General features: G+C 58.9%; 18 protein-coding genes, 5 tRNA genes and 1 pseudogene. 10 read left to right on the forward strand and 14 right to left on the reverse strand.

The window, feature by feature from the left end:
- Positions 1 to 11: 11 nt before the first annotated feature.
- The 11 genes and pseudogenes from DBR30_RS08745 to lolB form a co-directional block, all read right to left on the reverse strand.
- Positions 12 to 86, reverse strand: a tRNA-Gln gene (locus DBR30_RS08745).
- A 41-nt stretch (positions 87 to 127) separates the two neighbouring features.
- A tRNA-Gln gene (locus tag DBR30_RS08750) sits at positions 128 to 202 on the reverse strand.
- 46 nt (positions 203 to 248) lie between these two features.
- Positions 249 to 323: transfer RNA gene (locus DBR30_RS08755), tRNA-Gln, on the reverse strand.
- An 8-nt stretch (positions 324 to 331) separates the two neighbouring features.
- A tRNA-Met gene (locus DBR30_RS08760) sits at positions 332 to 408 on the reverse strand.
- A 234-nt stretch (positions 409 to 642) separates the two neighbouring features.
- Positions 643 to 1,734 carry a redox-regulated ATPase YchF gene (ychF, locus tag DBR30_RS08765; protein ID WP_108588302.1) on the reverse strand — a complete coding sequence of 364 codons (1,092 nt, stop codon included), beginning with the start codon at positions 1,732 to 1,734 and terminating at the stop codon, positions 643 to 645.
- Between the two features lie 116 nt (positions 1,735 to 1,850).
- A complete protein-coding gene (pth, locus tag DBR30_RS08770; protein WP_108542066.1) occupies positions 1,851 to 2,447 on the reverse strand; it encodes an aminoacyl-tRNA hydrolase in 597 nt (198 codons plus the stop codon).
- A 193-nt stretch (positions 2,448 to 2,640) separates the two neighbouring features.
- Entirely contained in the window at positions 2,641 to 4,629 is a 1,989-nt protein-coding gene (locus DBR30_RS08775) for a bifunctional metallophosphatase/5'-nucleotidase (RefSeq protein ID WP_108542065.1), read from the reverse strand.
- A gap of 116 nt (positions 4,630 to 4,745) precedes the next feature.
- Complete coding sequence (locus DBR30_RS08780; protein ID WP_005343846.1) at positions 4,746 to 5,693, reverse strand: ribose-phosphate pyrophosphokinase; 948 nt, start codon at positions 5,691 to 5,693, stop codon at positions 4,746 to 4,748.
- 197 nt (positions 5,694 to 5,890) lie between these two features.
- Positions 5,891 to 5,965: transfer RNA gene (locus tag DBR30_RS08785), tRNA-Gln, on the reverse strand.
- Positions 5,945 to 6,815: pseudogene (gene ispE / locus DBR30_RS08790) on the reverse strand (4-(cytidine 5'-diphospho)-2-C-methyl-D-erythritol kinase). The gene DBR30_RS08785 and the pseudogene ispE overlap by 21 nt, the downstream one beginning before the upstream one ends.
- A complete protein-coding gene (lolB, locus tag DBR30_RS08795; protein ID WP_005353907.1) occupies positions 6,815 to 7,393 on the reverse strand; it encodes a lipoprotein insertase outer membrane protein LolB in 579 nt (192 codons plus the stop codon). The pseudogene ispE and the gene lolB overlap by 1 nt, the downstream one beginning before the upstream one ends.
- A gap of 126 nt (positions 7,394 to 7,519) precedes the next feature.
- On the opposite strand from lolB, the gene hemA reads away from it, so the two are divergent.
- The 7 genes from hemA to DBR30_RS08830 all read left to right on the forward strand — a co-directional run bounded on the left by hemA (position 7,520) and on the right by DBR30_RS08830 (position 14,705).
- Positions 7,520 to 8,779 (forward strand): glutamyl-tRNA reductase, encoded by a 1,260-nt coding sequence (gene hemA, locus DBR30_RS08800; protein ID WP_005362209.1) that lies wholly within the window; start codon positions 7,520 to 7,522, stop codon positions 8,777 to 8,779.
- 51 nt (positions 8,780 to 8,830) lie between these two features.
- Positions 8,831 to 9,919 (forward strand): peptide chain release factor 1, encoded by a 1,089-nt coding sequence (gene prfA / locus DBR30_RS08805; RefSeq protein WP_005334945.1) that lies wholly within the window; start codon positions 8,831 to 8,833, stop codon positions 9,917 to 9,919.
- A gap of 61 nt (positions 9,920 to 9,980) precedes the next feature.
- A complete protein-coding gene (prmC, locus tag DBR30_RS08810; RefSeq protein ID WP_108542064.1) occupies positions 9,981 to 10,832 on the forward strand; it encodes a peptide chain release factor N(5)-glutamine methyltransferase in 852 nt (283 codons plus the stop codon).
- 56 nt (positions 10,833 to 10,888) lie between these two features.
- A complete protein-coding gene (locus tag DBR30_RS08815) occupies positions 10,889 to 11,272 on the forward strand; it encodes a SirB2 family protein (protein ID WP_108588303.1) in 384 nt (127 codons plus the stop codon).
- A 12-nt stretch (positions 11,273 to 11,284) separates the two neighbouring features.
- Complete coding sequence (locus tag DBR30_RS08820) at positions 11,285 to 12,085, forward strand: SirB1 family protein (protein ID WP_005362204.1); 801 nt, start codon at positions 11,285 to 11,287, stop codon at positions 12,083 to 12,085.
- A gap of 183 nt (positions 12,086 to 12,268) precedes the next feature.
- Positions 12,269 to 13,123 carry a 3-deoxy-8-phosphooctulonate synthase gene (gene kdsA, locus DBR30_RS08825; protein WP_005334937.1) on the forward strand — a complete coding sequence of 285 codons (855 nt, stop codon included), beginning with the start codon at positions 12,269 to 12,271 and terminating at the stop codon, positions 13,121 to 13,123.
- A gap of 301 nt (positions 13,124 to 13,424) precedes the next feature.
- On the forward strand, positions 13,425 to 14,705 hold the full coding sequence (locus DBR30_RS08830) for a dicarboxylate/amino acid:cation symporter (RefSeq protein ID WP_058059198.1): 1,281 nt from the start codon (positions 13,425 to 13,427) through the stop codon (positions 14,703 to 14,705).
- 117 nt (positions 14,706 to 14,822) lie between these two features.
- Here the strand turns inward: DBR30_RS08830 and grcA are convergent, their stop codons facing one another.
- The gene (gene grcA / locus DBR30_RS08835; RefSeq protein ID WP_005334936.1) at positions 14,823 to 15,203 is read right to left on the reverse strand and encodes an autonomous glycyl radical cofactor GrcA; all 381 of its coding nucleotides are present in this window, start codon (positions 15,201 to 15,203) and stop codon (positions 14,823 to 14,825) included.
- A gap of 369 nt (positions 15,204 to 15,572) precedes the next feature.
- Between grcA and DBR30_RS08840 the strand changes: the two genes are divergently transcribed.
- From DBR30_RS08840 to DBR30_RS08850, 3 genes are all read left to right on the forward strand, one after another.
- Positions 15,573 to 16,313, forward strand: coding sequence for a substrate-binding periplasmic protein (locus DBR30_RS08840; RefSeq protein WP_108542062.1), 741 nt, complete (start codon positions 15,573 to 15,575; stop codon positions 16,311 to 16,313).
- 69 nt (positions 16,314 to 16,382) lie between these two features.
- Positions 16,383 to 17,060, forward strand: coding sequence for a uracil-DNA glycosylase (gene ung / locus DBR30_RS08845; RefSeq protein ID WP_108588304.1), 678 nt, complete (start codon positions 16,383 to 16,385; stop codon positions 17,058 to 17,060).
- 70 nt (positions 17,061 to 17,130) lie between these two features.
- Positions 17,131 to 17,682, forward strand: coding sequence for a hemerythrin domain-containing protein (locus tag DBR30_RS08850; RefSeq protein ID WP_005362195.1), 552 nt, complete (start codon positions 17,131 to 17,133; stop codon positions 17,680 to 17,682).
- Positions 17,683 to 17,782: 100 nt separating this feature from the next.
- Here DBR30_RS08850 and ygjK read toward each other — a convergent pair whose 3' ends face one another.
- Both ygjK and DBR30_RS21960 read right to left on the reverse strand, forming a co-directional pair.
- Positions 17,783 to 20,263, reverse strand: coding sequence for an alpha-glucosidase (gene ygjK / locus DBR30_RS08855; RefSeq protein WP_108588305.1), 2,481 nt, complete (start codon positions 20,261 to 20,263; stop codon positions 17,783 to 17,785).
- 195 nt (positions 20,264 to 20,458) lie between these two features.
- Positions 20,459 to 20,952: helix-turn-helix transcriptional regulator (locus DBR30_RS21960; protein ID WP_258224368.1), on the reverse strand; the 494-nt coding region annotated here is incomplete at its 5' end.

The raw sequence follows: 20,952 nt of genomic DNA on the forward strand, positions 1-20,952 counted from the left end.
AAACAGAAAAATGGCTGGGGTACTAGGATTCGAACCTAGGGATGGCGAGATCAAAACCCGCTGCCTTACCGCTTGGCGATACCCCAACAGTGATGCCTGACAGAAACTATCAAACACCTTTCAAAAATGGCTGGGGTACTAGGATTCGAACCTAGGGATGGCGAGATCAAAACCCGCTGCCTTACCGCTTGGCGATACCCCAACAGCGTTCCTCAACAGTCGCGAGACTGGCAAAGAACTTTTAAAAATGGCTGGGGTACTAGGATTCGAACCTAGGGATGGCGAGATCAAAACCCGCTGCCTTACCGCTTGGCGATACCCCAACTAGAGATGGTGGCTATGACGGGATTCGAACCTGTGACCCCCGCATTATGAGTGCGATGCTCTAACCAACTGAGCTACATAGCCAACCTTGCTTCCGGTGAGTCGTTACCTCGTCACCGTGCGGGCCGAATTATGCGTATCTGGCTCTGGGGCGTCAACCCTTTTTTTGCCAGAAAAACGCAATTTGAGTGCGTTTGACCAGTTATTGGTCTCTGTTGCGCAAAAGCCCAACAATCTGCTTTTTTTTAAGACATTGCCATTATTGCCTGGGCAATGGCAGATAAAAAACAGGCCAGCAAATGCTGGCCTGTCATGGGATTAGACGTTGAACAGGAAGTTCATGATATCGCCATCTTTGACGATGTAATCTTTCCCTTCAGCGCGCATCTTGCCCGCTTCCTTGGCGCCTTGCTCACCCTTGTAGTTGATAAAGTCTTCAAAGGCGATGGTTTGGGCGCGAATAAAGCCTTTTTCAAAGTCGGTGTGGATCTTGCCAGCCGCTTGCGGGGCAGTGGCACCGACCGGGATGGTCCAGGCACGCACCTCTTTCACACCGGCGGTGAAGTAGGTCTGCAGGTTGAGCAGCTCGTAACCGGAGCGGATCACGCGGTTCAGACCCGGCTCTTCGATGCCAAGGTCAGCCATGAACTCGGCGCGATCTTCGTCGTCCAGTTCGGCGATGTCGGCTTCGATGGCGCAGCAGACCACGACCACGACCGCGTTCTCGGCGGCGGCGATTTCACGCACCTTGTCCAGATAGGGGTTGTTCTCGAAGCCATCTTCCGCCACGTTGGCGATATACATGGTGGGTTTCAGGGTCAGGAAGTTGAGGTGGCTGACGGCGGCCAGCTCTTCTTTATCCAGCTTCATGCCGCGGATCATCTGGCCGTTTTCCAGCGCGACCTTGATCTTCTCAAGCACTTCCACTTCCAGCTTGGCATCCTTGTCGCCGCCTTTGGCGCGCTTGGACTGACGGTGAATGGCGCGCTCGCAGGCGTCCAGATCCGACAGGGCCAGCTCGGTGTTGATCACTTCGATATCGTCAGCGGGAGAGACCTTGCCGGCAACGTGAATGATGTTCTCGTCGTCGAAGCAGCGCACTACGTGGCCGATCGCTTCGGTTTCACGGATGTTGGCCAGGAACTGGTTACCCAGGCCTTCACCCTTGGAGGCACCGGCAACCAGACCGGCGATGTCGACGAATTCCATGGTGGTCGGCACAACGCGCTGCGGATTGATGATGGCAGCCAGCTGATCGAGGCGGGGATCCGGCATCGGCACCACACCTGTGTTCGGCTCGATGGTGCAGAACGGGAAGTTGGCGGCTTCGATACCGGCCTTGGTCAGCGCGTTGAACAGGGTGGATTTGCCTACATTGGGCAGGCCCACGATACCGCATTTAAAACCCATGGATTGTTACCTTACTTGATGGATGCTGTTGGGGGTCGCCCGCAGGCGGCCCATGTCATGCTTGTTCTGGTCGTTGATCATGTACCGGCACAATGCCCGTACAGGGTCAAACCGACCTAACCCTTTTCAGCCTTGAAGCTGTGCAAGCGATTCATGGCCTTGGTCATATCTTGTTTGAACAGGATGTCGGTGGCGCGCAGAGACTCGTCCAGCGCGGCGTCGATCAGGTTCTGTTCACTGCTGGGGGCCTTGGTCAGGACGAAGCCAGCCACCTGCTCTTTGCTGCCGGGATGGCCGATCCCGAGACGCAGCCGGAAGAAGTTATTGTTGTTGCCCATCTTGGCGATGATGTCCTTGAGGCCGTTATGGCCACCGTGACCACCACCCTGCTTGAACTTGGCGATGCCAGGCGGCAGATCCAGTTCATCATGGGCCACCAGAATCGCTTCCGGCTCAATCTGATAAAAACGTGCCAGAGCGGCGACCGCCTTGCCGGAGAGGTTCATGTAGGTGTTCGGGATGAGCAGTCGCACATCCTGCCCATCAACCAGAATGCGGGCAGTGTGGCCGAAGAACTTGGGCTCTTCGCGCAGGCTGACATTGTGCCAGCGGGCCAGTTGCTCCACATACCAGGCGCCCGCATTGTGGCGGGTTTTGGCATATTCCGGGCCGGGATTGCCCAGTCCGACGATCAGTTTGATTTGGCTTGTCACGCTTGATGTCTTCACTCGCAGCTGCCATGGGCACACTACCCAGGGCAATAGGACGCAATATTCTAGCCGCCGAGTGGCGATCACTCAACCAATGTGCATGTTATGGCGGGATTTGAGCGATTTTGGCGGCCAATGGATGACAAACGGGCCTCTTGCGAGAGGCCCGTTCTCTGCCGATTTGCTGATGACCCGGTTATTTGGCGCGCAGCAGGGTGACAGTTTCCTCATCCAGCGCGGTCAGGGTGGGGCGGGCATCGCGCACATACTCGACGAAGGAGGCAGCATCGGTGCCGCAATCGACCCCGGCAGCCTTGCAGTCGAGAGACTTGCCCGGGGCATAGACGGCGCCGAGCAGCTCGCCATTTTGTGCCACTTTGAGCACCGGGAAGGCAGTCAGCTTGCCGTTGACGCTGGCGATGTCGACCCGCTCGCTCTTCTGACGCTGGGCATTGGCCAGTGCCTGCCAGCCGTCGTTGCCGTTGGCGCTGTAGGCGTTCATCACCACGCGATAGCGCTGGCTATCCACCAGATCCTGCCACTCGCCGCTCGCCGTCTTGTGCTGCAACCGGGTCAGAGAGCCTGCCTTGCCTGCGCTGGTCTCCTGGAAGGTGTAGCGCAGGTGGCCACCATAGGGGAACTTGCCGGCATGGGCGCTGGCGGGCAAGGTGGCGGTGATGGTCTCGGTCAGCAGGGCACGCACCTCGGCGCCGGTCAGGGTCAGCACCGCGAGCTGGTTCTTGAACGGCAGCAGGGTGAGGGCGCTGTCCCCCTCGCGCCATTCGCCAGCGGGCAGGTCGGCGCGCACGCCGCCCACCGCTACCAGTGCGAAGTCGACCGGGCCGCCGGTCAGGGCTTGCACTGCTGGGGTATTGGCCCAGTAGAACTCCCCTTCGGCAACCAGCGGCGCTACATCTGAGCCGTGGCTGTCGCTGCCGTTGTCGCCGGGGCGACGGGCATTTTGCAGCTGCTCGGGGATGGTGCCGATCACCGGGCCGTAGGCTTTCTCCAGCGCCGGTTTGTAGTGGCTGTCGATGATGCCGCGCAGGCGCGGATCTTCATCCACGGTCACCAGATTGGGCTGGTTGTCGACAAACTGGCTCGCCTCTTTGCTCCGGGCATCGTCGAGCGCTTGCTTGCGCGCCGCATCGGCGAAGAAGTCGCGGCTGGCAAGCAGGCTGTTGTGGCCCTGGCAGTCGGTCACCTGACCCTGGCTGTCAAAGGTCACCTGTGCCAGACCGATGGCCTGGGCGTAGGAGCCCGCCTGCACCACGCAGGTCTTGCCGATGCCATCCGGATTGGTCACCAGCTTGGCGTAATCGCCGGTCTTGCCCCAGCCAATATTGCGAAAATCGCCGAGCAGGCTGTGGGAGTGGCCGCCGACGATGGCATCGAGGCCGTTTACCTTGGCGGCCAGCGCCAGATCCCGCTCGTTGCCGATGTGGGTCAGCGCCACGATCTGGTGGATCCCCTTGGCTTGCAGCATGTCGACCGTGGCCTGAGCCGAGGCGACCTCCTTGCCAAAGCGCAGCTTGCCGACGTTGGGGGCGATATTGCCCATGTCTTCCAGCACCAGACCGATGACAGCGACCAGCTGCTTGCCTTGCGGTAGGTTGTCGAGATCGGTGACCGGGCTCTTCTGGTTGCCGTCAAAGGCGTAGACCACGAAGGGCTTGAGATTGTCAGCCTTGCTGAGGGCCGGATCGGCCTTGGTGTCGAGGTTGGCGGCCAGCACCGGGAAGTTGACCCCCTCGATGAAGCGGGCCAGCTTCTGGTTATCCAGATCGAACTCGTGGTTGCCCAGCGCCATGGCATCGAGGCCGAACTGGCTCAGCAACTCGGCGTTGGCCATCCCCTCGTTGAGCTTGAAGTAGCCGCTGCCCTGCCAGGCATCACCGCCGTGCAGCAGCAGCAAGGGCTGGTTCTTGGCCAGCGCATCGGCCTGATAGGCTTTCGCCATGGTCAGCAGGCGTGGATAACCGCCAAAGCGGGTATAGAGGGTGTCCGTCTCCCCCTGCTGGGCAAAGATCTGCCCTTTGATCTCCGCATTGACCGGATCAAACTGGGAGTGGGTGTCGTTCATGTGAGCCAGGGTCAGCACGAAGGGCGGGTTCTCTTTGGCGGGCTGACAGGCGAACAGGGCGGAGGTGAGGGTCGCGAGCAGGAGGGGACGCAAGCAATTCATGGGTAAATCCTTAAGCCTGCCGGGGGCAGGGTCGTACCAGATAGCAGAAAGTTGGAAAGAGAAGGTCCAGAAAGACGAAAACCGCCTGATGGCGGTTTTCGTTATTGCTGAATCTATCAATGCTCAAACATGGCAGAGATGGACTCTTCGTTGCTGATGCGACGAATGGCTTCGGCCAGTACAGTTGACAGCGTCAGCTGCTTGACCTTGCCGACCGCTTTCATCTCCGCAGTGAGCGGGATGGAGTCGGTGATGATCAGTTCATCGATCACGGAGTTCTTGATGTTCTCAACGGCGGAACCGGAGAAGACCGGGTGGGTAGCGTAAGCGAATACACGCTTGGCACCGCGCTCTTTCAGGGCCTCTGCGGCTTTGCACAGGGTGCCGCCGGTGTCGATCATGTCATCAACGATGATGCAGTCGCGGCCTGCAACGTCACCGATCAGGTGCATGACCTGGGAGACGTTCGGGCGGGGACGGCGCTTGTCGATGATGGCGATGTCGGTGTCATCCAGCAGCTTGGCGATGGCGCGGGCACGCACAACGCCACCGATGTCCGGGGAGACAACGACAGGAGACTCGAGGTTCTTGGACTTCATGTCTTCCAGCAGCACCGGGCTACCGAACACGTTGTCTACCGGAACGTCGAAGAAACCTTGAATTTGCTCGGCATGCAGGTCAACGGTCAGCACGCGATCCACACCGACGCTGGAGAGGAAGTCAGCGACAACCTTGGCGGTGATGGGTACACGGGCGGAGCGGACGCGGCGGTCCTGACGGGCATAACCAAAGTAGGGGATAACGGCAGTGATACGGCCAGCTGAAGCACGACGCAGAGCATCCACCATGACGATCAATTCCATCAAATTGTCGTTGGTTGGGGCACAGGTGGATTGAATGATGAAGATATCGCCACCACGTACATTCTCATTGATCTGTACGCTGATCTCGCCGTCGCTAAAGCGACCTACGGCAGCATTGCCGAGTTTGATAAACAGGCGATCTGCGATCTTCTGGGCTAGTTCCGGCGTTGCGTTACCAGCAAACAGCTTCATGTCAGGCACGGTTTGAAACCTCGGGGTTGCATCCAGTATGTGGGGGAGTCTGAAATCAGACCCTATCGTTTTGGGGCAAACGATTTATCAAGATAACGTACAAGGTGTCTGCTGCCCAATGATTGTGATGATACCGGTAACCCGAATCCGTGGCCGAGTGCAAAACCGGCCACGTTTATCACAACGCATCATTGATACTTGGGAATTGGCTGGGGTACTAGGATTCGAACCTAGGAATGGCGAGATCAAAACCCGCTGCCTTACCGCTTGGCGATACCCCAATCATTTGAATTGTTGCAATGTGGAGAAGAGAGGTGATATGTTCTCGCCCTTGGCGACAAACCCATCAAGTCCCTTCGGCACGCAGGCCAACACTTCCCGAGCAGTCACTTCGTCTTCAAATTGAGCAAAGACGCAGGCTCCTGTGCCCGTCATTCTTGACGGCGCGTATTCTAGCAACCAGCCGAGCGCATTGGCAACCTCGGGGTGGCGCTTTTTCACCAGTGATTCGCAATCGTTTTTCCACTCGCCTTCCAGCAAGTTGTCCAGCGCCATTTTCGGCGTGGCTCTCGGCAGGTCCGGATCCTGGAATACGGCCGCGGTCGCCACATGGCAATCGGGCTTGAGTACCAGATACCAGGCATCGGGCAGTTCGACCGGTTGCAGCCGCTCGCCCACCCCTTCGGCAAAGGCCGCCTTGCCACGGACAAACACCGGTACATCAGCCCCCAACTGGACGCCAAGTGCTGCCAGTTCATCTTCACTCAAACCCGCCTGCCAGAGGTGGTTAAGCGCCACCAGCGTGGTTGCTGCATCGGACGAACCGCCGCCAATACCGCCCCCCATGGGCAGTACCTTCTCCAGCCGGATATGGGCCCCCTGCGGGCTCGGCAGGGTTGCCTGCAGCAGGCGCGCCGCCCGAATAATCAGATTCTGTTCATCCGGCACCCCGGGAATGGCCGGGCTCAGGGTGAGTGTGTCGCTATTCGGTATCACCTCGAACTCGAGCCAGTCGCTGTGGTTGAGGAAGATAAACAGGGTCTGCAGCTCGTGATAGCCATCGGGACGACGGCCATTGACGTGTAAAAACAGGTTGAGTTTGGCCGGTGCCGGCCAGCGTGTGGAAGCCATTAACGTGCAAGAGTCCATTGGTTGATCTGAAGCTTGAGGCGGCTGTTCTGGCCGGTCATGGTCAGCTGGTGCGGCAGGCGGTAGCCATCCTGATCCCGATAATCGCCATAGACGATCTGCCACTGGCCGTCGCGCACGCTGGCCAGACTGCTGTCGGGGTTGAGTTCAAACTCCGCCTGACCCGGCAGCCCCTTGATCCATTCTGGCAATCCAGCAACCGGAATATTCCAGCCGGTCAGTTGATAGATGAGCGCTTCGGCATCCTGGCTCTGGTGGCGATTGCCGTCGCTGTCGAGCAGGGTGATCTCCCCCTTGCTGCGGGAGAGCTCCAGAATGCTGGTGCCAATCAGGCTGGTGAGGTTGAGGCGATAATCCTCGCCATCCTGCTGCCAGTTGAGACGGGCACTGCCCTTTTGCTGGGGGGTGATGATGGCCATCTTGCCGGAGAGCTGCCAGTGGGTCAGCTGCTCGAGACGGGTCCGCTCCTGGTTCCAGTTCACCTGGTCACGCTGGGGCTGGGTGGTGGCACAACCGGCCAGCAACAGCAGGCAGGTGAGGGTAAAAATACGTAGCAGCAAGAGACGGCTCCAGAGAGAGGAATTTGCCACAGTATACGGGGCGGCCGTATTGCTTTTAAAGACTTACCCTTTCTCGTACAATTGGCAGCCTTTGCACCCAGCGTATGAAATGATCGTCGCCCACTCATGAGTTTGCTTGCCCTCGGAATCAACCACAACACCGCCAGTGTCGCCTTGCGGGAACGGGTCGCCTTTGGCCCGGACTGCATCGATCGCGCCTTGCGTGAGCTGGTGAGCCAACCCGGTGTCAGCGAGGCGGTGATCGTCTCCACCTGCAACCGGACCGAACTCTATTGCAATCTGGAGGAGGAGCGGCAGGAGCAAGTGCTGCGCTGGCTGCAGCAGTTCCACGGGTTGGACGCGGCCGAACTGGTCACTGCCATCTATCAGCATCACGATGAAGAGGCGGTGCGCCACTTGATGCGGGTGGCGTGCGGGCTCGACTCGCTGGTGCTGGGGGAGCCGCAGATCCTGGGGCAGATCAAGCAATCCTACGCTCATGCCCAGCAGGCGGAGTCGGTGAAGGGGGCGCTGGAGCGGCTGTTCCAGAAATCCTTCTCGGTGGCGAAAAGAGTGCGTACCGATACCGAGATTGGCGCCAGTGCCGTGTCGGTGGCGTTTGCCGCCGTCAGTCTGGGTCGGCGGATCTTCTCCGATCTCTCCCAGACCAAGGTATTGCTGGTCGGGGCGGGGGAGACCATCGAACTGGTGGCCCGTCATCTGCGCGAGCAGAACGTCACCAAGATGATGGTGGCTAACCGCACCCTGCAGCGTGCCCAGACCCTGGCAGCCGAATTCGGCGCCCAGGTGATGACGCTCGAAGAGATCCCCGACTATCTGCACGAGGCGGATATTGTCATCAGCTCGACCGCCAGCCCACTGCCCATCATCGGCAAGGGGATGGTGGAGCGCGCGCTGAAGGCCCGCCGCTTCAAACCCATGTTTCTGGTGGATATTGCCGTGCCGCGCGACATCGAAGCCGAAGTCGATGAGCTCTCCGATGCCTATCTCTACACGGTGGATGATTTGCAGGGGATCATCGAGCAGAACCTCGAAACCCGTAAACGGGCTGCCGCCCAGGCGGAAGTGATCGTGCAGGAAGAGCGCGACGAGTTTATGGGCTGGTATCGCGGCCAGAGCTCGGTCGACCTCATTCGCGATTACCGCCATCAGTCACAGCAAGTGGCTGATGAAGAGTTGCAACGGGCCCTGCTGGCATTGGCGCAGGGCGAGAGTGCCGAACAGGCGCTCAAGGCGATGGCCCATCGCCTCACCAACAAATTGATCCACGCGCCGACCCAGGCGTTGCGCCAGGCTGCCTCCCAGGGGGATCAGAGCGAGCTCTCCCGCTTGCGGCAGGCGCTGGGGTTGTCACAAGAGCCATAATTTTCGGGCAACCTGCCGGTTGTCCCGTCCTCCATTGAGAATGCAAGAGTTATGAATCCGTCACTGATCAGAAAGCTGGAAGGCCTCATCGAGCGCCACGAAGAAGTACAGGCCATGCTCGGCGAGCCGGATGTGGTCTCGGATCAGGATCGCTACCGCGCCCTGACCCGCGAATATGCCCAGCTGGAAGATATCGTTCACGCCTTCCAGCGTTACCGTCAGGCTCAGGATGATCTGGATACCACCCAGATGATGCTGGAGGAGGATGATGCCGACCTGCGCGAGATGGCGCAGGAGGAGCTGCCGCTCGCCAAGGCCAATCTGGAGGCGCTGGAGCAGGAGCTGCAACTGATGTTGCTGCCCAAGGATCCCAAGGATGACAACAACTGCTATCTGGAGATCCGCGCCGGTGCCGGTGGCGACGAAGCGGCCATCTTTGCCGGTGACCTGTTCCGCATGTACTCCCGTTTTGCCGAGCGTCAGGGCTGGCGCGTCTCCATCGTCAGCTGCAATGACGGTGAGTACGGTGGCTACAAGGAGGTGATCGCCAAGATCGACGGCGAGCGCGTCTATGGCCGCCTCAAGTTTGAATCCGGTGGTCACCGGGTACAGCGGGTGCCGGAGACCGAATCTCAGGGCCGGGTGCACACCTCCGCCTGTACCGTCGCCGTGTTGCCGGAAGTGCCGGAAGCCGAGCAGATCGAGATCAACCCTTCCGATCTGAAGATCGACACCTTCCGCGCCTCCGGTGCCGGCGGTCAGCACGTCAACAAGACCGACTCGGCCATTCGCATCACCCACCTGCCGACCGGTCTGGTGGTGGAGTGCCAGGACGAGCGCTCCCAGCACAAGAACCGCGCCAAGGCGATGTCGGTGCTCTCCGCCCGCCTGCAAGCGGCCGAGGATGAGCGCCACCGCGCCGCCGAGCAGAGCACCCGCCGCAATCTGGTGGGCTCCGGCGATCGCTCCGAGCGCATCCGTACCTACAACTACCCGCAGGGCCGCCTCTCCGAGCACCGCATCAACCTGACCCTCTATCGCCTCTCCGAAATTTTGGAAGGGGATCTGGACTGCGTTATCACTCCGCTGGTGCAGGAGTATCAGGCCGATCAGCTCGCCTCGCTGGCCGAGAACAACTAATGCAAATGGTGATCCGGCAAGCTCGCATTAAGTGTTCTGCCCATAAGGTGGAGTGGCACTGATGCAGATCCAGCAGGCCCGCGCCCATATCATGACTGTGTTGGCTGAGGGGGAGTCCCCCCGCGCCGATGCCGATGTACTACTCTGTCATCTGCTCGGGTGTCGTCGCAGCTATCTGATGACCTGGCCCGAGCGTGAGCTGGATGCCGCCCAGCAGGCCACCCTGCAGGGGTGGCTGGCTCGTCGTCTCAACGGCGAACCCATCGCCCATCTGGTGGGCGAGCGGGAGTTCTGGTCGCTGCCCCTCAAGGTGAGCCCGGCGACCCTGATCCCGCGCCCCGATACCGAGGTGCTGGTCGAGCAGGCGCTGACCAGAATCCCGCAAGGTCCTTGCGCCGTGCTGGATCTCGGCACCGGCACCGGCGCCATCGCGCTGGCGCTCAAGTCCGAGCGGCCCGAGGTCGATGTGTGGGCGGTGGATCGGATGGCGGATGCCGCGGCGCTGGCCCGCGAGAACAGCGCCGCGCTGGGGTTACCCATCGAGGTGCGCGACGGCAGCTGGTTCGAACCCCTTGGCGAGCCGGATCGCGACAATACGCCACGTTTTGCGGTGATTGTCTCCAATCCCCCCTATATTGATGGCGCCGATCCCCATCTCGAGCAGGGTGACGTGCGCTTTGAACCCCGCTCGGCTCTGGTTGCCGATGACGCCGGGCTGGCCGATATCCGCCACATCGTGGCCCATGCTCCCGCTTATCTGCTGACTGATGGCTGGTTGCTGCTGGAGCATGGCTGGGATCAGGGGGAGGCGGTGCGTCAGTTGCTGCGTGATGGCGGCTACCGCGAGGTAGCCACGGTGCGTGATTACGGGGATAACGACAGGGTGACGCTGGGCCTCTGCCCGCTGCGCTGACAGCCCCTTACTGTTACACGGCGGGTTGCCTGTGCGCCCCCATGCAAGGATTGAATATGGTTTTTGTGCTCAAACACCTGCACCTCACCCTGATTGGCGGGGCCGTGCTGATGTTTATGCTCCGCTTCTACTGGGTACAGACCGCCACTGGTCGAGCCTATAGCGCGCCGGTGATGAAGGTCAGCGGCTGGCTCAACGGTCTGGTGGTGCTCTCCGGCGTATTGCTCTGCATGGTGCTGGATCTCAACCCGCTCAATAACGGAACGCCCTGGCTCAGCGAGAAGCTGATGGCCATTCTGGTGCTGGTATTTCTGGCGGTGATGGCGCTGCGGTTGGCCAAAAGCAATCTGGTGCGCTGGTGCTCCTTTCTGGGGGCGCTCGGCTGGATCTACTTTATTGCCAAGTTGGCAGTGCTCAAACAGACGAGTGTGTTCGGCTAAGGCATGAAGAGAATGTTACACATAGACGAATGGACCGATTTCGAAGCCCACGACATCACCGAGCTGGCGTTGTCAGTCAGCGACGAGATTTATGGCTCCGTCGAGGAGGGGATCCGCGAGTTGAACCTGCTGGACGAGTGGCTGGATGAGCAGATCGAAGAGGGCACCTGCGACGAGGTGCGCCAGCAGTTGCTGCAGGGCTTCTACCACAGCCTCGGTTTTCATGGCGACTGGCAGGATTATTTCTCTGCCAACAACTGCGATCTCAATCAGGTGCTGGTTCAGCGCAAGGGGATCCCGGTCAGCCTCGGCATTCTCATTATCCAGCTTGGGCGCAAGCTCGGGCTCGATGTGGAGGGGATCTGCTTCCCCGGCCACTTCCTGGTGAGCTTTGCCGGTGGAGAGGGGGAGGTCTATGTCGACCCCTTTACCGGCGACGAGCTGAGCCTGGCCCGCATCGAGCTGCTGCTGCGCGGTGCGTTGGGGGACTTGGCGACCCTGACCCCCGACTACCTGCAGCCCTCCGGCCAGTGGGAGATCATCGAACGGCTGCTCAACGTCAGCAAGGGGGCCTTGCTGCGGGAAGACCGCATGCCCGAGGCACTGCGTTGCAGCGAGTTGTTGCTGCGGATGAAGCCCGGCGATCCGCTGGAGACGCGGGATCGCGGCTTTATCTACGAGCAGCTCGATTGCCCGCGTCAGGCCGCCGACGATTTTGAATATTTTATTGAACAATGCCCGGACGATCCGGTCGCCGATGTGCTGAAAGTGCAGTTGGCCGCGCTGGATCTGAGCCCCAAGCCCCTCCATTAAGGGCGGCTTGAAACTGAAACAGAAGAATATCAAGGCCGCTGCGTCCGGTCGCAACGGAGTAACTTGGCTTCAGGCCCTTTTATTAAGGATGTCTTGGAGTTGAAACAGAAGAATATCAAGGCCGCAGCGCTCGGCTGCAACGGAGTAACTTGGCTTCAGGCCCCTTCATTAAGGAAGTCTTAGATGGAACAGAAGAATATCAAGATCAACCAGATCGACGTTGCCAACGACAAACCGTTCGTGCTGTTTGGCGGCATGAACGTGCTGGAATCCCGCGACATGGCGATGGCGGTGTGCGAGAAGTACGTGGAAGTGACCAGCAAGCTGGGCATCCCGTTTGTCTTCAAGGCGAGCTGGGACAAGGCCAACCGCTCCTCCATCCACTCCTACCGCGGTCCGGGTCTGGAAGAGGGGATGAAGATTTTCCAGGAGCTGAAAGCGACCTTCGGCATGCCGGTCATCTCCGATCTGCACGAGCCCCATCAGGCCAAGCCGGTCGCCGAAGTGGTTGACGTTATCCAGCTGCCCGCCTTCCTTGCACGTCAGACCGATCTGGTGGAAGCCATGGCTCGCACCGGCAACGTCATCAACATCAAGAAGCCGCAGTTCCTCAGCCCAAGCCAGATGAAGAACATCACCGACAAGTTCGAGGAGTGCGGCAACGATCAGCTGATCCTGTGCGAGCGTGGTGCCAACTTTGGCTACGACAACCTGGTAGTGGACATGCTGGGTCTGGGGGTGATGAAGAAGAGCACCGGTGGCTATCCGGTGATCTTTGACGTGACCCACTCCCTGCAGTGCCGTGATCCGCTGGGGGCCGCCTCCGGTGGCCGTCGCGAGCAGGTGACCGAGCTGGCGCGCGCCGGCATGGCGGTCGGTCTGGCCGGTCTCTTTATTGAATCCCACCCGGACCCGAAAATTGCCCGTTGTGACGGCCCGAGCGCCCTGCCGCTGGAGAAGCTGGAAGGCTTCCTCAAACAGATGAAGGCCATTGATGACCTGATCAAGGGCTTCGAACCCCTCGATACCTCGGCCTGATCCCGACGCAGTCATGCCTGATAAAAATGCCCCGCAATGCGGGGTATTTTTATATCTGCCATATTTAGTTGAAGACTCAAATTAATCTGCGAGCAAATAATTATTGGTTGCCGTGGTGTTAATGGTGTTAATTTTGTTGTGTGATTGATGTCTCTTAATTGTTTTTTATTACATGTAAAGTGGTGACCGTAGTAATGCAGAAACAGCATGGATCGGGTGAGGTACGCAGATATCTCGTCCGGCTATCTGCATGTTTATTGCTGCCATAACAATGTGCAATTAAATTAACAGGACGTTAATAATGCGAAAGAAACTATTTAGCAGCCTCTATTTTCAGGTATTGCTCGCGATTACCCTCGGGGTATTTCTGGGGCATGTCTATCCGGAACTGGGCGCCGATATGAAGCCCCTCGGTGATGGCTTCGTCAAATTGATCAAGATGATCATAGCCCCCGTTATTTTCTGTACCGTGGTTACCGGCATTGCCGGGATGGAGAGCATGAAGGCGGTCGGCAAGACCGGCGCCATTGCTCTGCTCTACTTCGAGGTAGTCAGCACCATCGCCTTGATCATCGGGCTGTGCGTGGTCAACCTGCTGCAACCGGGTGCCGGTATGAACGTCGATCCGGCTGCGCTGGATGCCAGCGCCATCTCCGCTTATGCGGAGCAGGCCAAATCCCAGGGCATTATCGCCTTTTTACTGGATATTATTCCGGGCAGTGTGATCGGTGCCTTTGCCAGCGGTAATATCTTGCAGGTGTTACTGTTTGCGGTGCTGTTCGGCTTCTCCCTGCATCATATCGGTGAAAAGGGACAGATTATTTTCGGCGTCATCGACAGTTTCTCCAAAGTCATATTTGGCATTATCAATATGATAATGAGATTGGCGCCGGTCGGTGCATTTGGGGCAATGGCATTTACCATCGGCAAATATGGAGTAGGTTCACTGGTACAGCTGGGCCAGCTTATTGCCTGCTTCTATCTCACCTGCCTCTTCTTTATCTTCATTGTGCTGGGCAGCATCGCTAAAGCCTCAGGCTTCAGCATCCTGCGTTTCATCTCCTACATTCGCGAGGAGCTGCTGATCGTGCTGGGGACCTCCTCTTCCGAGTCGGTACTGCCGCGGATGCTGGACAAGATGGAGAAGCTGGGTTGCCAGAAATCGGTGGTGGGGCTGGTCATTCCGACCGGGTACTCCTTTAACCTGGATGGCACCTCCATCTATCTGACCATGGCGGCGATTTTTATCGCCCAGGCTACCAATACGCCGCTGGATCTGTTCCAGCAGATCACCCTGCTGGTGGTACTGCTGATCTCCTCGAAAGGAGCGGCGGGGGTGACTGGTAGTGGCTTTATCGTGCTGGCAGCGACCATTTCGGCGGTGGGCCATCTGCCACTGGCTGGTTTGGCGCTGATCCTGGGGATCGACCGCTTTATGTCCGAAGCGCGGGCGTTGACCAACCTGATCGGTAACGGGGTTGCCACCGTGGTGGTCGCCAAATACTGCAAGCAGCTGGACGAGAAGAAAATGGATGCAGTGCTCGGCGGCAAGGTCGGGCAACTGGAAGCGGACAGGGCGTAAGCGCTGTTTCGCCCCGCACGGCCGCGTTGGCTGGTGCGGGGGCAATAAAAAAACGGCCGATTGGCCGTTTTTTTGTGCCGATACAGCGAGTATCAGCTCTTCACTGCAGGGCGCTGATTACAGGCTCTGGGTGAAAGTACGGGTAACCACGTCACGCTGCTGTTCCGGGGTCAGAGCGTTGAAACGCACTGCGTAGCCAGATACACGGATGGTCAGCTGCGGGTACTTCTCCGGGTTTTCGATAGCATCTTCCAGAGTTTCGCGACGCAGCACGTTGACGTTCAGGTGCTGGCCACCTTCAACAGCAGGCTCAGCCTGAACCGGCAGTTCGCGGTATTCGAACTGACCCAGGTCAGCCAGTTGCACTTCTTGATCGGCAGCGAAAGCATCGCCTTTGACGCAGATGCAGCGAGCTTGTTGCTTCTCTTCGTCCAGCAGCCAGAAAGAGTTCAGCAGAGCGGTGTTGGCGGCCTGGGTGATTTGAATGCCTTTGATCATGGTATGACTCCTCAATGGGAACGCGAATCCAACTGTAAGGAAATTACCCTGATGTATTTAAGCTACCGTCGATGGCGATGACTTAAAGGGCCCTTGCCTTACACCTTTTCTTTGATGGGGTCATATATACCACGGTGGCAATATTACCAAAATTGATCTAGATCAAGAAAATCCGACAAAGCGCCATTTCAATGGGATTAAATTCTTGAGTTGAATCAAAAATAGGTCATTTTTCTGATTTTGTAAGATATGCAAATTATGCATCTTTTATCTCGTTAATCTAGTAATTTAACTACATCTTTTTGGCTTTCTTCTGAGGTTAATTGAGGGGTTGGCTACACTCAGCAAAAAAAGCGAGGAGAGTGCCGGGTGAATAATAGGTGGCGAAAGTGGGCATGGCTGGCCCTGTTCTGTTGCTGGGCAAGCAGTGTTGTGGTGCGGGCCGAGACGGTGCGTATTGCCGTGGGCGAGTGGCCGCCCTATATCAGTGAGTCGTTGCCCAATCAGGGCTTTCTCTGTGAGGTGGTACGCCAGGCCTTTACCGAAGAGGGGCTCGATGTCAGCTTTCACTTCTATTCCTGGGCCGAGGCTTACCGACTGACTCTGGAGGGGCGCTATGTGGTCACCATGCCCTGGTTTCGCTCCCGTGAGCGGGAGCAGCTTTTCTATCTCTCCGCCTCGCTCGGCCATCTCACCACTCGCCTGATGACGCTGACCGGTACGCCCGCGGTCAATCTGGGTGAGCTGAAACACGAGCCGGTCGGGGTGACCCGTGGCTACTTCTATGGCGATGGTTTTGCCGCTCGCCAAGCCGGGCTCACCCTCGAGTGGTCAGATTCCGATGAGGAGAGCATGGGCAAGCTGCTTGACGGGCGGATCCACTATCTGGTGATGGATGAGCAGGTGGCACAGACTCTGTTCCAGCAGGCGCTCGTTCGTCATCCCCAATCGCTGTCACTGACCGGTGCCGCCGACCCCATCTGGTCGCAACCGGGATACTTGCTGATGCGCAAGGCCGATCCCGAGGCGCGCCGTCTGATGCTGCTGTTCAATACCGGGCTGCGCAAGCTGGAGCACTCGGGGCGCCTCGCCAGGCTCTGGAAAGCGTGAGCCACGGTTGCGTCTTGCGGGCTGGCCCCCTATCCTGAGCCCTTCGCCGTATCAAGTGAGGAGGCCGGGGTGCTGACCTGGAGTGATGTGATTGGCTCTGAGAAAGAGCAGGACTATTTCAAGAGTACGCTGGCAACTGTCAGAGCCGAGCGGGAAGCGGGCAAGGTGATCTACCCGCCAGCCACCGATGTGTTCAATGCCTTCAAGCTGACCGAGCTGGATCAGGTCAAGGTGGTGATCCTGGGCCAGGACCCCTACCACGGCCCCAATCAGGCGCACGGGCTCTGCTTCTCCGTTCTGCCCGGCGTACGTACGCCCCCCTCACTGGTCAACATCTATAAAGAGATGCAGCGTGACCTGCCAGGTTTCGTCACACCCAATCACGGCTTTCTCGAATCCTGGGCCAAACAGGGCGTCCTGCTGCTCAACACTGTGCTGACGGTGCAGGCCGGTCAGGCCCATTCCCACGCCCATCTGGGATGGGAGACCTTTACCGATCGGGTCATCGCGCAGATCAATGCCAGCTGTCAGGGGGTGGTGTTCCTGCTGTGGGGTGCCCACGCCCAGAAGAAGGGACGTTTCATCGACCGCCAGCGCCACTATGTGCTGACCGCGCCGCACCCGAGCCCACTCTCTGCCCACCGCGGTTTCATCGGTTGCGGTCACTTTAGCGAGACCAATCGCTTGCTGGAACAACAGGGCAAGAGTCCGATAGAGTGGAAATCTGTCTGCATCCCACTTGATTGAGTGCAAAGTTCGGGCGACAAATGACCGTATACTCAGGGACATAAGATTAATTCAGAGCCAAGGAGTGCCCATGTTATCCAGTCTGCACAAGGACCATCTCAACATCGCCCGACTTTTGGAGCTGCTCAAGCACAAGCTGGCAGCCATTCGCGCCGAAGAGCCCATCAGCTATTTTCTGGTGCGCGATGTCATCGACTACCTGCGGGAGGTCTCTGACAAGTACCATCATCCCAAGGAAGATCTCATCTATGACTACTACCTGAAATATCGGGTGGTGGAGGGTGAGGTCGCCAACCGCCTGCAGGAGGAACACGTCAAGCTGCTGGAGGCCGGGGCCGATCTCAAGGAGATGGTGGAGATGATCCTGATGGATGCGGTGATCCCCCTCGATCAGTTCACCACCAAGCTGGAGCGCTTCGTGGAGCTGCAAGAGGCGCACATGAACTACGAAGAGGGGGTGATCTTCCCCCATCTGCGTGACTCCCTGACCGAGGATGACTGGCGTCATCTGGAGCAAAACTGGCAGAACCGCGCCATTGGCGACCCCCTGTTCGGGGCTGAGGTGAGCCAGCACTTCCAGGCACTGGCCAAACGCCTCTCTTTGCCGCTCACGAACGGCTAAGACGAGCCCGTACCCGCCGCGTGGCAGGTATTGTGTGAGTGCAACTTGAGTGAAAACAGAAAGGCCTCCATCCGGAGGCCTTTTGCATGGTGGAGCAAGCTTACGCCTGTGGTTTCAGGAAGTTGCGATAGAGCATATAGAGGTGGGCCGAGCTCCAGCTGAAGTTGCTGGCTCCCTGCATGGCGCCGGTCTCCGGATTGTAGTTTTCGCGGATGGGGCCGCTGCCCGCCAAGCCCTCAGCGTTGTTGAACAGCTTGTTGACCAGAGCCTCGGCATCGCTGCGATAGCCGTAGTTTTCGAGCCCCTTCACCCCGAAGTAGAACTGATCGAGCCATACCCGGCCTCGCCAGTAGATATTGGGGTCGTAGGCCGGGTTGGTCAGCGCGGCTGTGCCCAGCGGGATCCTGGTGTTGAACTCCTGGGCGTTGAGCATGACCTCGCGCACCCGTGCCGCTTTCTCCTTGTCGGCGACCTCAGCCCAGAGCGGGCTCCACCCTTCCGGGCCACGGCCGCGGGCGGTCAGCAATTTGCCGACGCAGCCGTTGCCGTCAGCAACATCCCCCTGAGCAATCTGGCGATCGTAATAGAAGCCTGATGCCTCATCGAACATGCAGCTGTTGATGTAACCAGCCAGCTGGGTCGCGCCATCGCGGTAGCGGCTCGCGTCGTCCGGCTTGCCAAGCAGGTCGGCCATGTCTGCCAGAATGCGTTTCTCTTTGGCGAGGAAGGCGTTGAGCTCCACTGACTCCTGATCGATGGAGAAACCGATCAAATCGCCATTGTCCTGATGGTTTTCAAAGAAGGCGACGTTCCAGTCCTGACGTGCCTTGGCCAAATCTCCGCCATAGGTCTTGTCGGCATAGCGTTGCAGCTGGCCCGGTTCGATAAAGCCGAAGCGGGCGGCGTTGTCCATGCCTGACTCCCAACCGGCGCCGTGCTGGGCACCGATATCCATGTCGCTGTAGCCACCCACGTTCAACACCTGTTGATAGAGCGGCATACCGGCGCAGGCATACCAGCCATCCCCCTCACTGGTACAGCTGGAGAGATCCAGCCCTGCGGGAATACCGTTGGAGTACTGCACCTTGAAGGTGATATTGCCGTACTCGTCGTTGTGCTCCACATGCTTGGTGGCGCCATATTCGATGATGCCGTTGTGGTTGTTGTCCCGCGCACGGTACCACCAGTCGTGGTAGGCCTGCAGCTTGGGATACATCTCGGCGATAAAGGCCTTGTCCTTGGTGGCGCTGTAGATTTCCCAGATGGCCCAGGCGGAGAGGGGCGGCTTGGTGTCGCGTTCGTTCCAGTTGCCGCCATCGCCACCGCGATCCGCCAGCTTGTTGTAGAAGACGGCATCGATCACCATGCCCGCATCCTGCGGTCGCACCGGATCATCCGGCTGCACCTGATAATCATACATGGCGCGCACGTTGTTCTTGGCCACCTCAGGGTTGAAGTGCGCCATGGCATAGGCGTGTTTCCAGCTGTCCCAGGCCCAGACCCCGTCGAACCAGCGGGCTGTATTGGAGGGGGTCACTCCGTCATGGAGGATGGCGCCAGCCGGGGATCGCCAGTTGCCATTGAGGGTCTCCATCGCCTTGACGGCGATGCGACGCTCCGACTCGGGGATCCCCTGATTGGAGAGACCCTTGGCAAGGTAGCCCTCCCAGCGGCGGATGGAGTCGGCAAAATAGCTGGCCGGGTTGGCCAGCAGGGCCTGATGGCTCTGCTGATGGCGGCTGGCGTCATCTGCGGAGTGGAGATAGCTCTGCAGGGTGTAGATATCCTCGCTCCCCTTGGCGGCCAGGGTAATGCTGGCGTCGCTTTGGTAGCCCAGTGTCTTCTGGTCGAGGGTGGTGCGACTTGGCAGGGTGCGGTCGATGCGATAGCGGGCGCTGCCGCTCTGCATGATGTTCCAGGTGCTGCGCAGTTTGCCGAACTGGAATTCGATTCCTTTGTCGCTCTCGCTGATGGTGCGAGTCCAGCCTGGATATTTGCTGGCAATCGTATCCTTGGCATCCCATTGATTGAGCAACTCGCCCTGCCAGTTGAGGTTGAGGGTGAGCGGTGCATCGGTCTGGTTGATGAGTCGGGTGCGGATAAGGGCGGTGCGGGCATCGCCATAACGCAGCTCCAGCTCCAGCGTGAAGGGCTCGAACTCGAAGCGTTGCACCAGCGCACCGGGAATGGCGTACACCTCCTGCTTGCGGGCGCTGGTGAGCGGGAACGGGCGGCCGCTCGCATCGCTCAGGGTGAGCTTGTCCAGCTCGCTGGCAAAGAAGAGGCTGTACTCCTCGGAGATGACCATGGGGCCGGTAAAGCCCCCCCACTCCTTGTCGCTGGCAGGCAGCAGGAAACCGTGCCATGCCCCCAGATCGAGCAGCGGGTTGTATTTGAGGTTGGAGTAGCTGTCAAAGTCGCGGAATTGGGTCGGTGTTCCCCGACGGTCGATCACGTCCTTGTACTGGATGGCCTGCTCCGGTTTGGCGACTGTGCTGCTCTCTGTCTGGTTATCGTTGCAGGCGGTCAGTCCGAACAGGGCGGTGCCTAGGGCTACCGAGAGTAAAGTTTTACGAAACATTTCTCGCTCCAATTCCGTTTATGTAGGTTAAAAGGAAGATTTTTTACGCTTATTTTTAGTGAAAAGGTGTTCGGTAGCCATTGTATGGCAAGGGGAAAGGGAGCGTTGGCGCGAGATCACACTCTGAAGAGGCGGCAATGTGAGCGGGATCACCGGGTTACATCAGGTTACATAGAATTGGTTTTAAGTAATATTTTACTTGTCATTGCTCGCCAATCTGGCAGGGCAGGTGTGCAGGTATTGGTGGGGCGTCAGGCCGAACTCCTGTTTGAAGCGAGCGGCAAAGCGGCTGGGGGAGTCATAACCGCAGGCGAGGGCGGCCTCCAGCGGGGTCAGGCCCTGTTGCAACAGGTTGAGGGCGTGGCTCATGCGCACCTGAGCCAGCAACTGGCGAAAGCTGCGACCTTCGGCGGCCAGCTTGCGCACCATGGAGGCGCGACTCATGGAGAAGTGGGGGGCCACCGCCTCCAGGGTGTGAGCGATGCCGGGTTCCACCGCCAGGTAGCGGGCCAGCCGCTCTGCGAGGGTCATGGTGCTGGCGGGAAAGAGCAACCCGAGGGCGTTGGCGGCCCGCAGCTCGGCATAGAAGCCGCGCAGCAGTTCGGCCTGGGTCGCCTCGCTCAGTCCCCGTTCGGCCATGGTGCTGATGAGTTCAAAGCAGAAGGCGAGCCCGGGGGTGACCTTGACGG

Source organism: Aeromonas sp. HMWF017, assembly GCF_003061465.1.
GTDB classification, from domain to species: Bacteria; Pseudomonadota; Gammaproteobacteria; order Enterobacterales; family Aeromonadaceae; genus Aeromonas; species Aeromonas veronii.

What these genes read in the sequence shown, in the direction of transcription:
- ychF (WP_108588302.1), bottom strand. Translation starts at nt 1,734, where the DNA reads ATGGGTTTTAAATGCGGTATCGTGGGCCTGCCCAATGTAGGCAAATCC.
- DBR30_RS08775 (WP_108542065.1), bottom strand. Translation starts at nt 4,629, where the DNA reads ATGAATTGCTTGCGTCCCCTCCTGCTCGCGACCCTCACCTCCGCCCTG.
- hemA (WP_005362209.1), top strand. Translation starts at nt 7,520, where the DNA reads ATGAGTTTGCTTGCCCTCGGAATCAACCACAACACCGCCAGTGTCGCC.
- prfA (WP_005334945.1), top strand. Translation starts at nt 8,831, where the DNA reads ATGAATCCGTCACTGATCAGAAAGCTGGAAGGCCTCATCGAGCGCCAC.
- prmC (WP_108542064.1), top strand. Translation starts at nt 9,981, where the DNA reads ATGCAGATCCAGCAGGCCCGCGCCCATATCATGACTGTGTTGGCTGAG.
- DBR30_RS08815 (WP_108588303.1), top strand. Translation starts at nt 10,889, where the DNA reads ATGGTTTTTGTGCTCAAACACCTGCACCTCACCCTGATTGGCGGGGCC.
- DBR30_RS08820 (WP_005362204.1), top strand. Translation starts at nt 11,285, where the DNA reads ATGTTACACATAGACGAATGGACCGATTTCGAAGCCCACGACATCACC.
- kdsA (WP_005334937.1), top strand. Translation starts at nt 12,269, where the DNA reads ATGGAACAGAAGAATATCAAGATCAACCAGATCGACGTTGCCAACGAC.
- DBR30_RS08830 (WP_058059198.1), top strand. Translation starts at nt 13,425, where the DNA reads ATGCGAAAGAAACTATTTAGCAGCCTCTATTTTCAGGTATTGCTCGCG.
- grcA (WP_005334936.1), bottom strand. Translation starts at nt 15,203, where the DNA reads ATGATCAAAGGCATTCAAATCACCCAGGCCGCCAACACCGCTCTGCTG.
- DBR30_RS08850 (WP_005362195.1), top strand. Translation starts at nt 17,131, where the DNA reads ATGTTATCCAGTCTGCACAAGGACCATCTCAACATCGCCCGACTTTTG.
- ygjK (WP_108588305.1), bottom strand. Translation starts at nt 20,263, where the DNA reads ATGTTTCGTAAAACTTTACTCTCGGTAGCCCTAGGCACCGCCCTGTTC.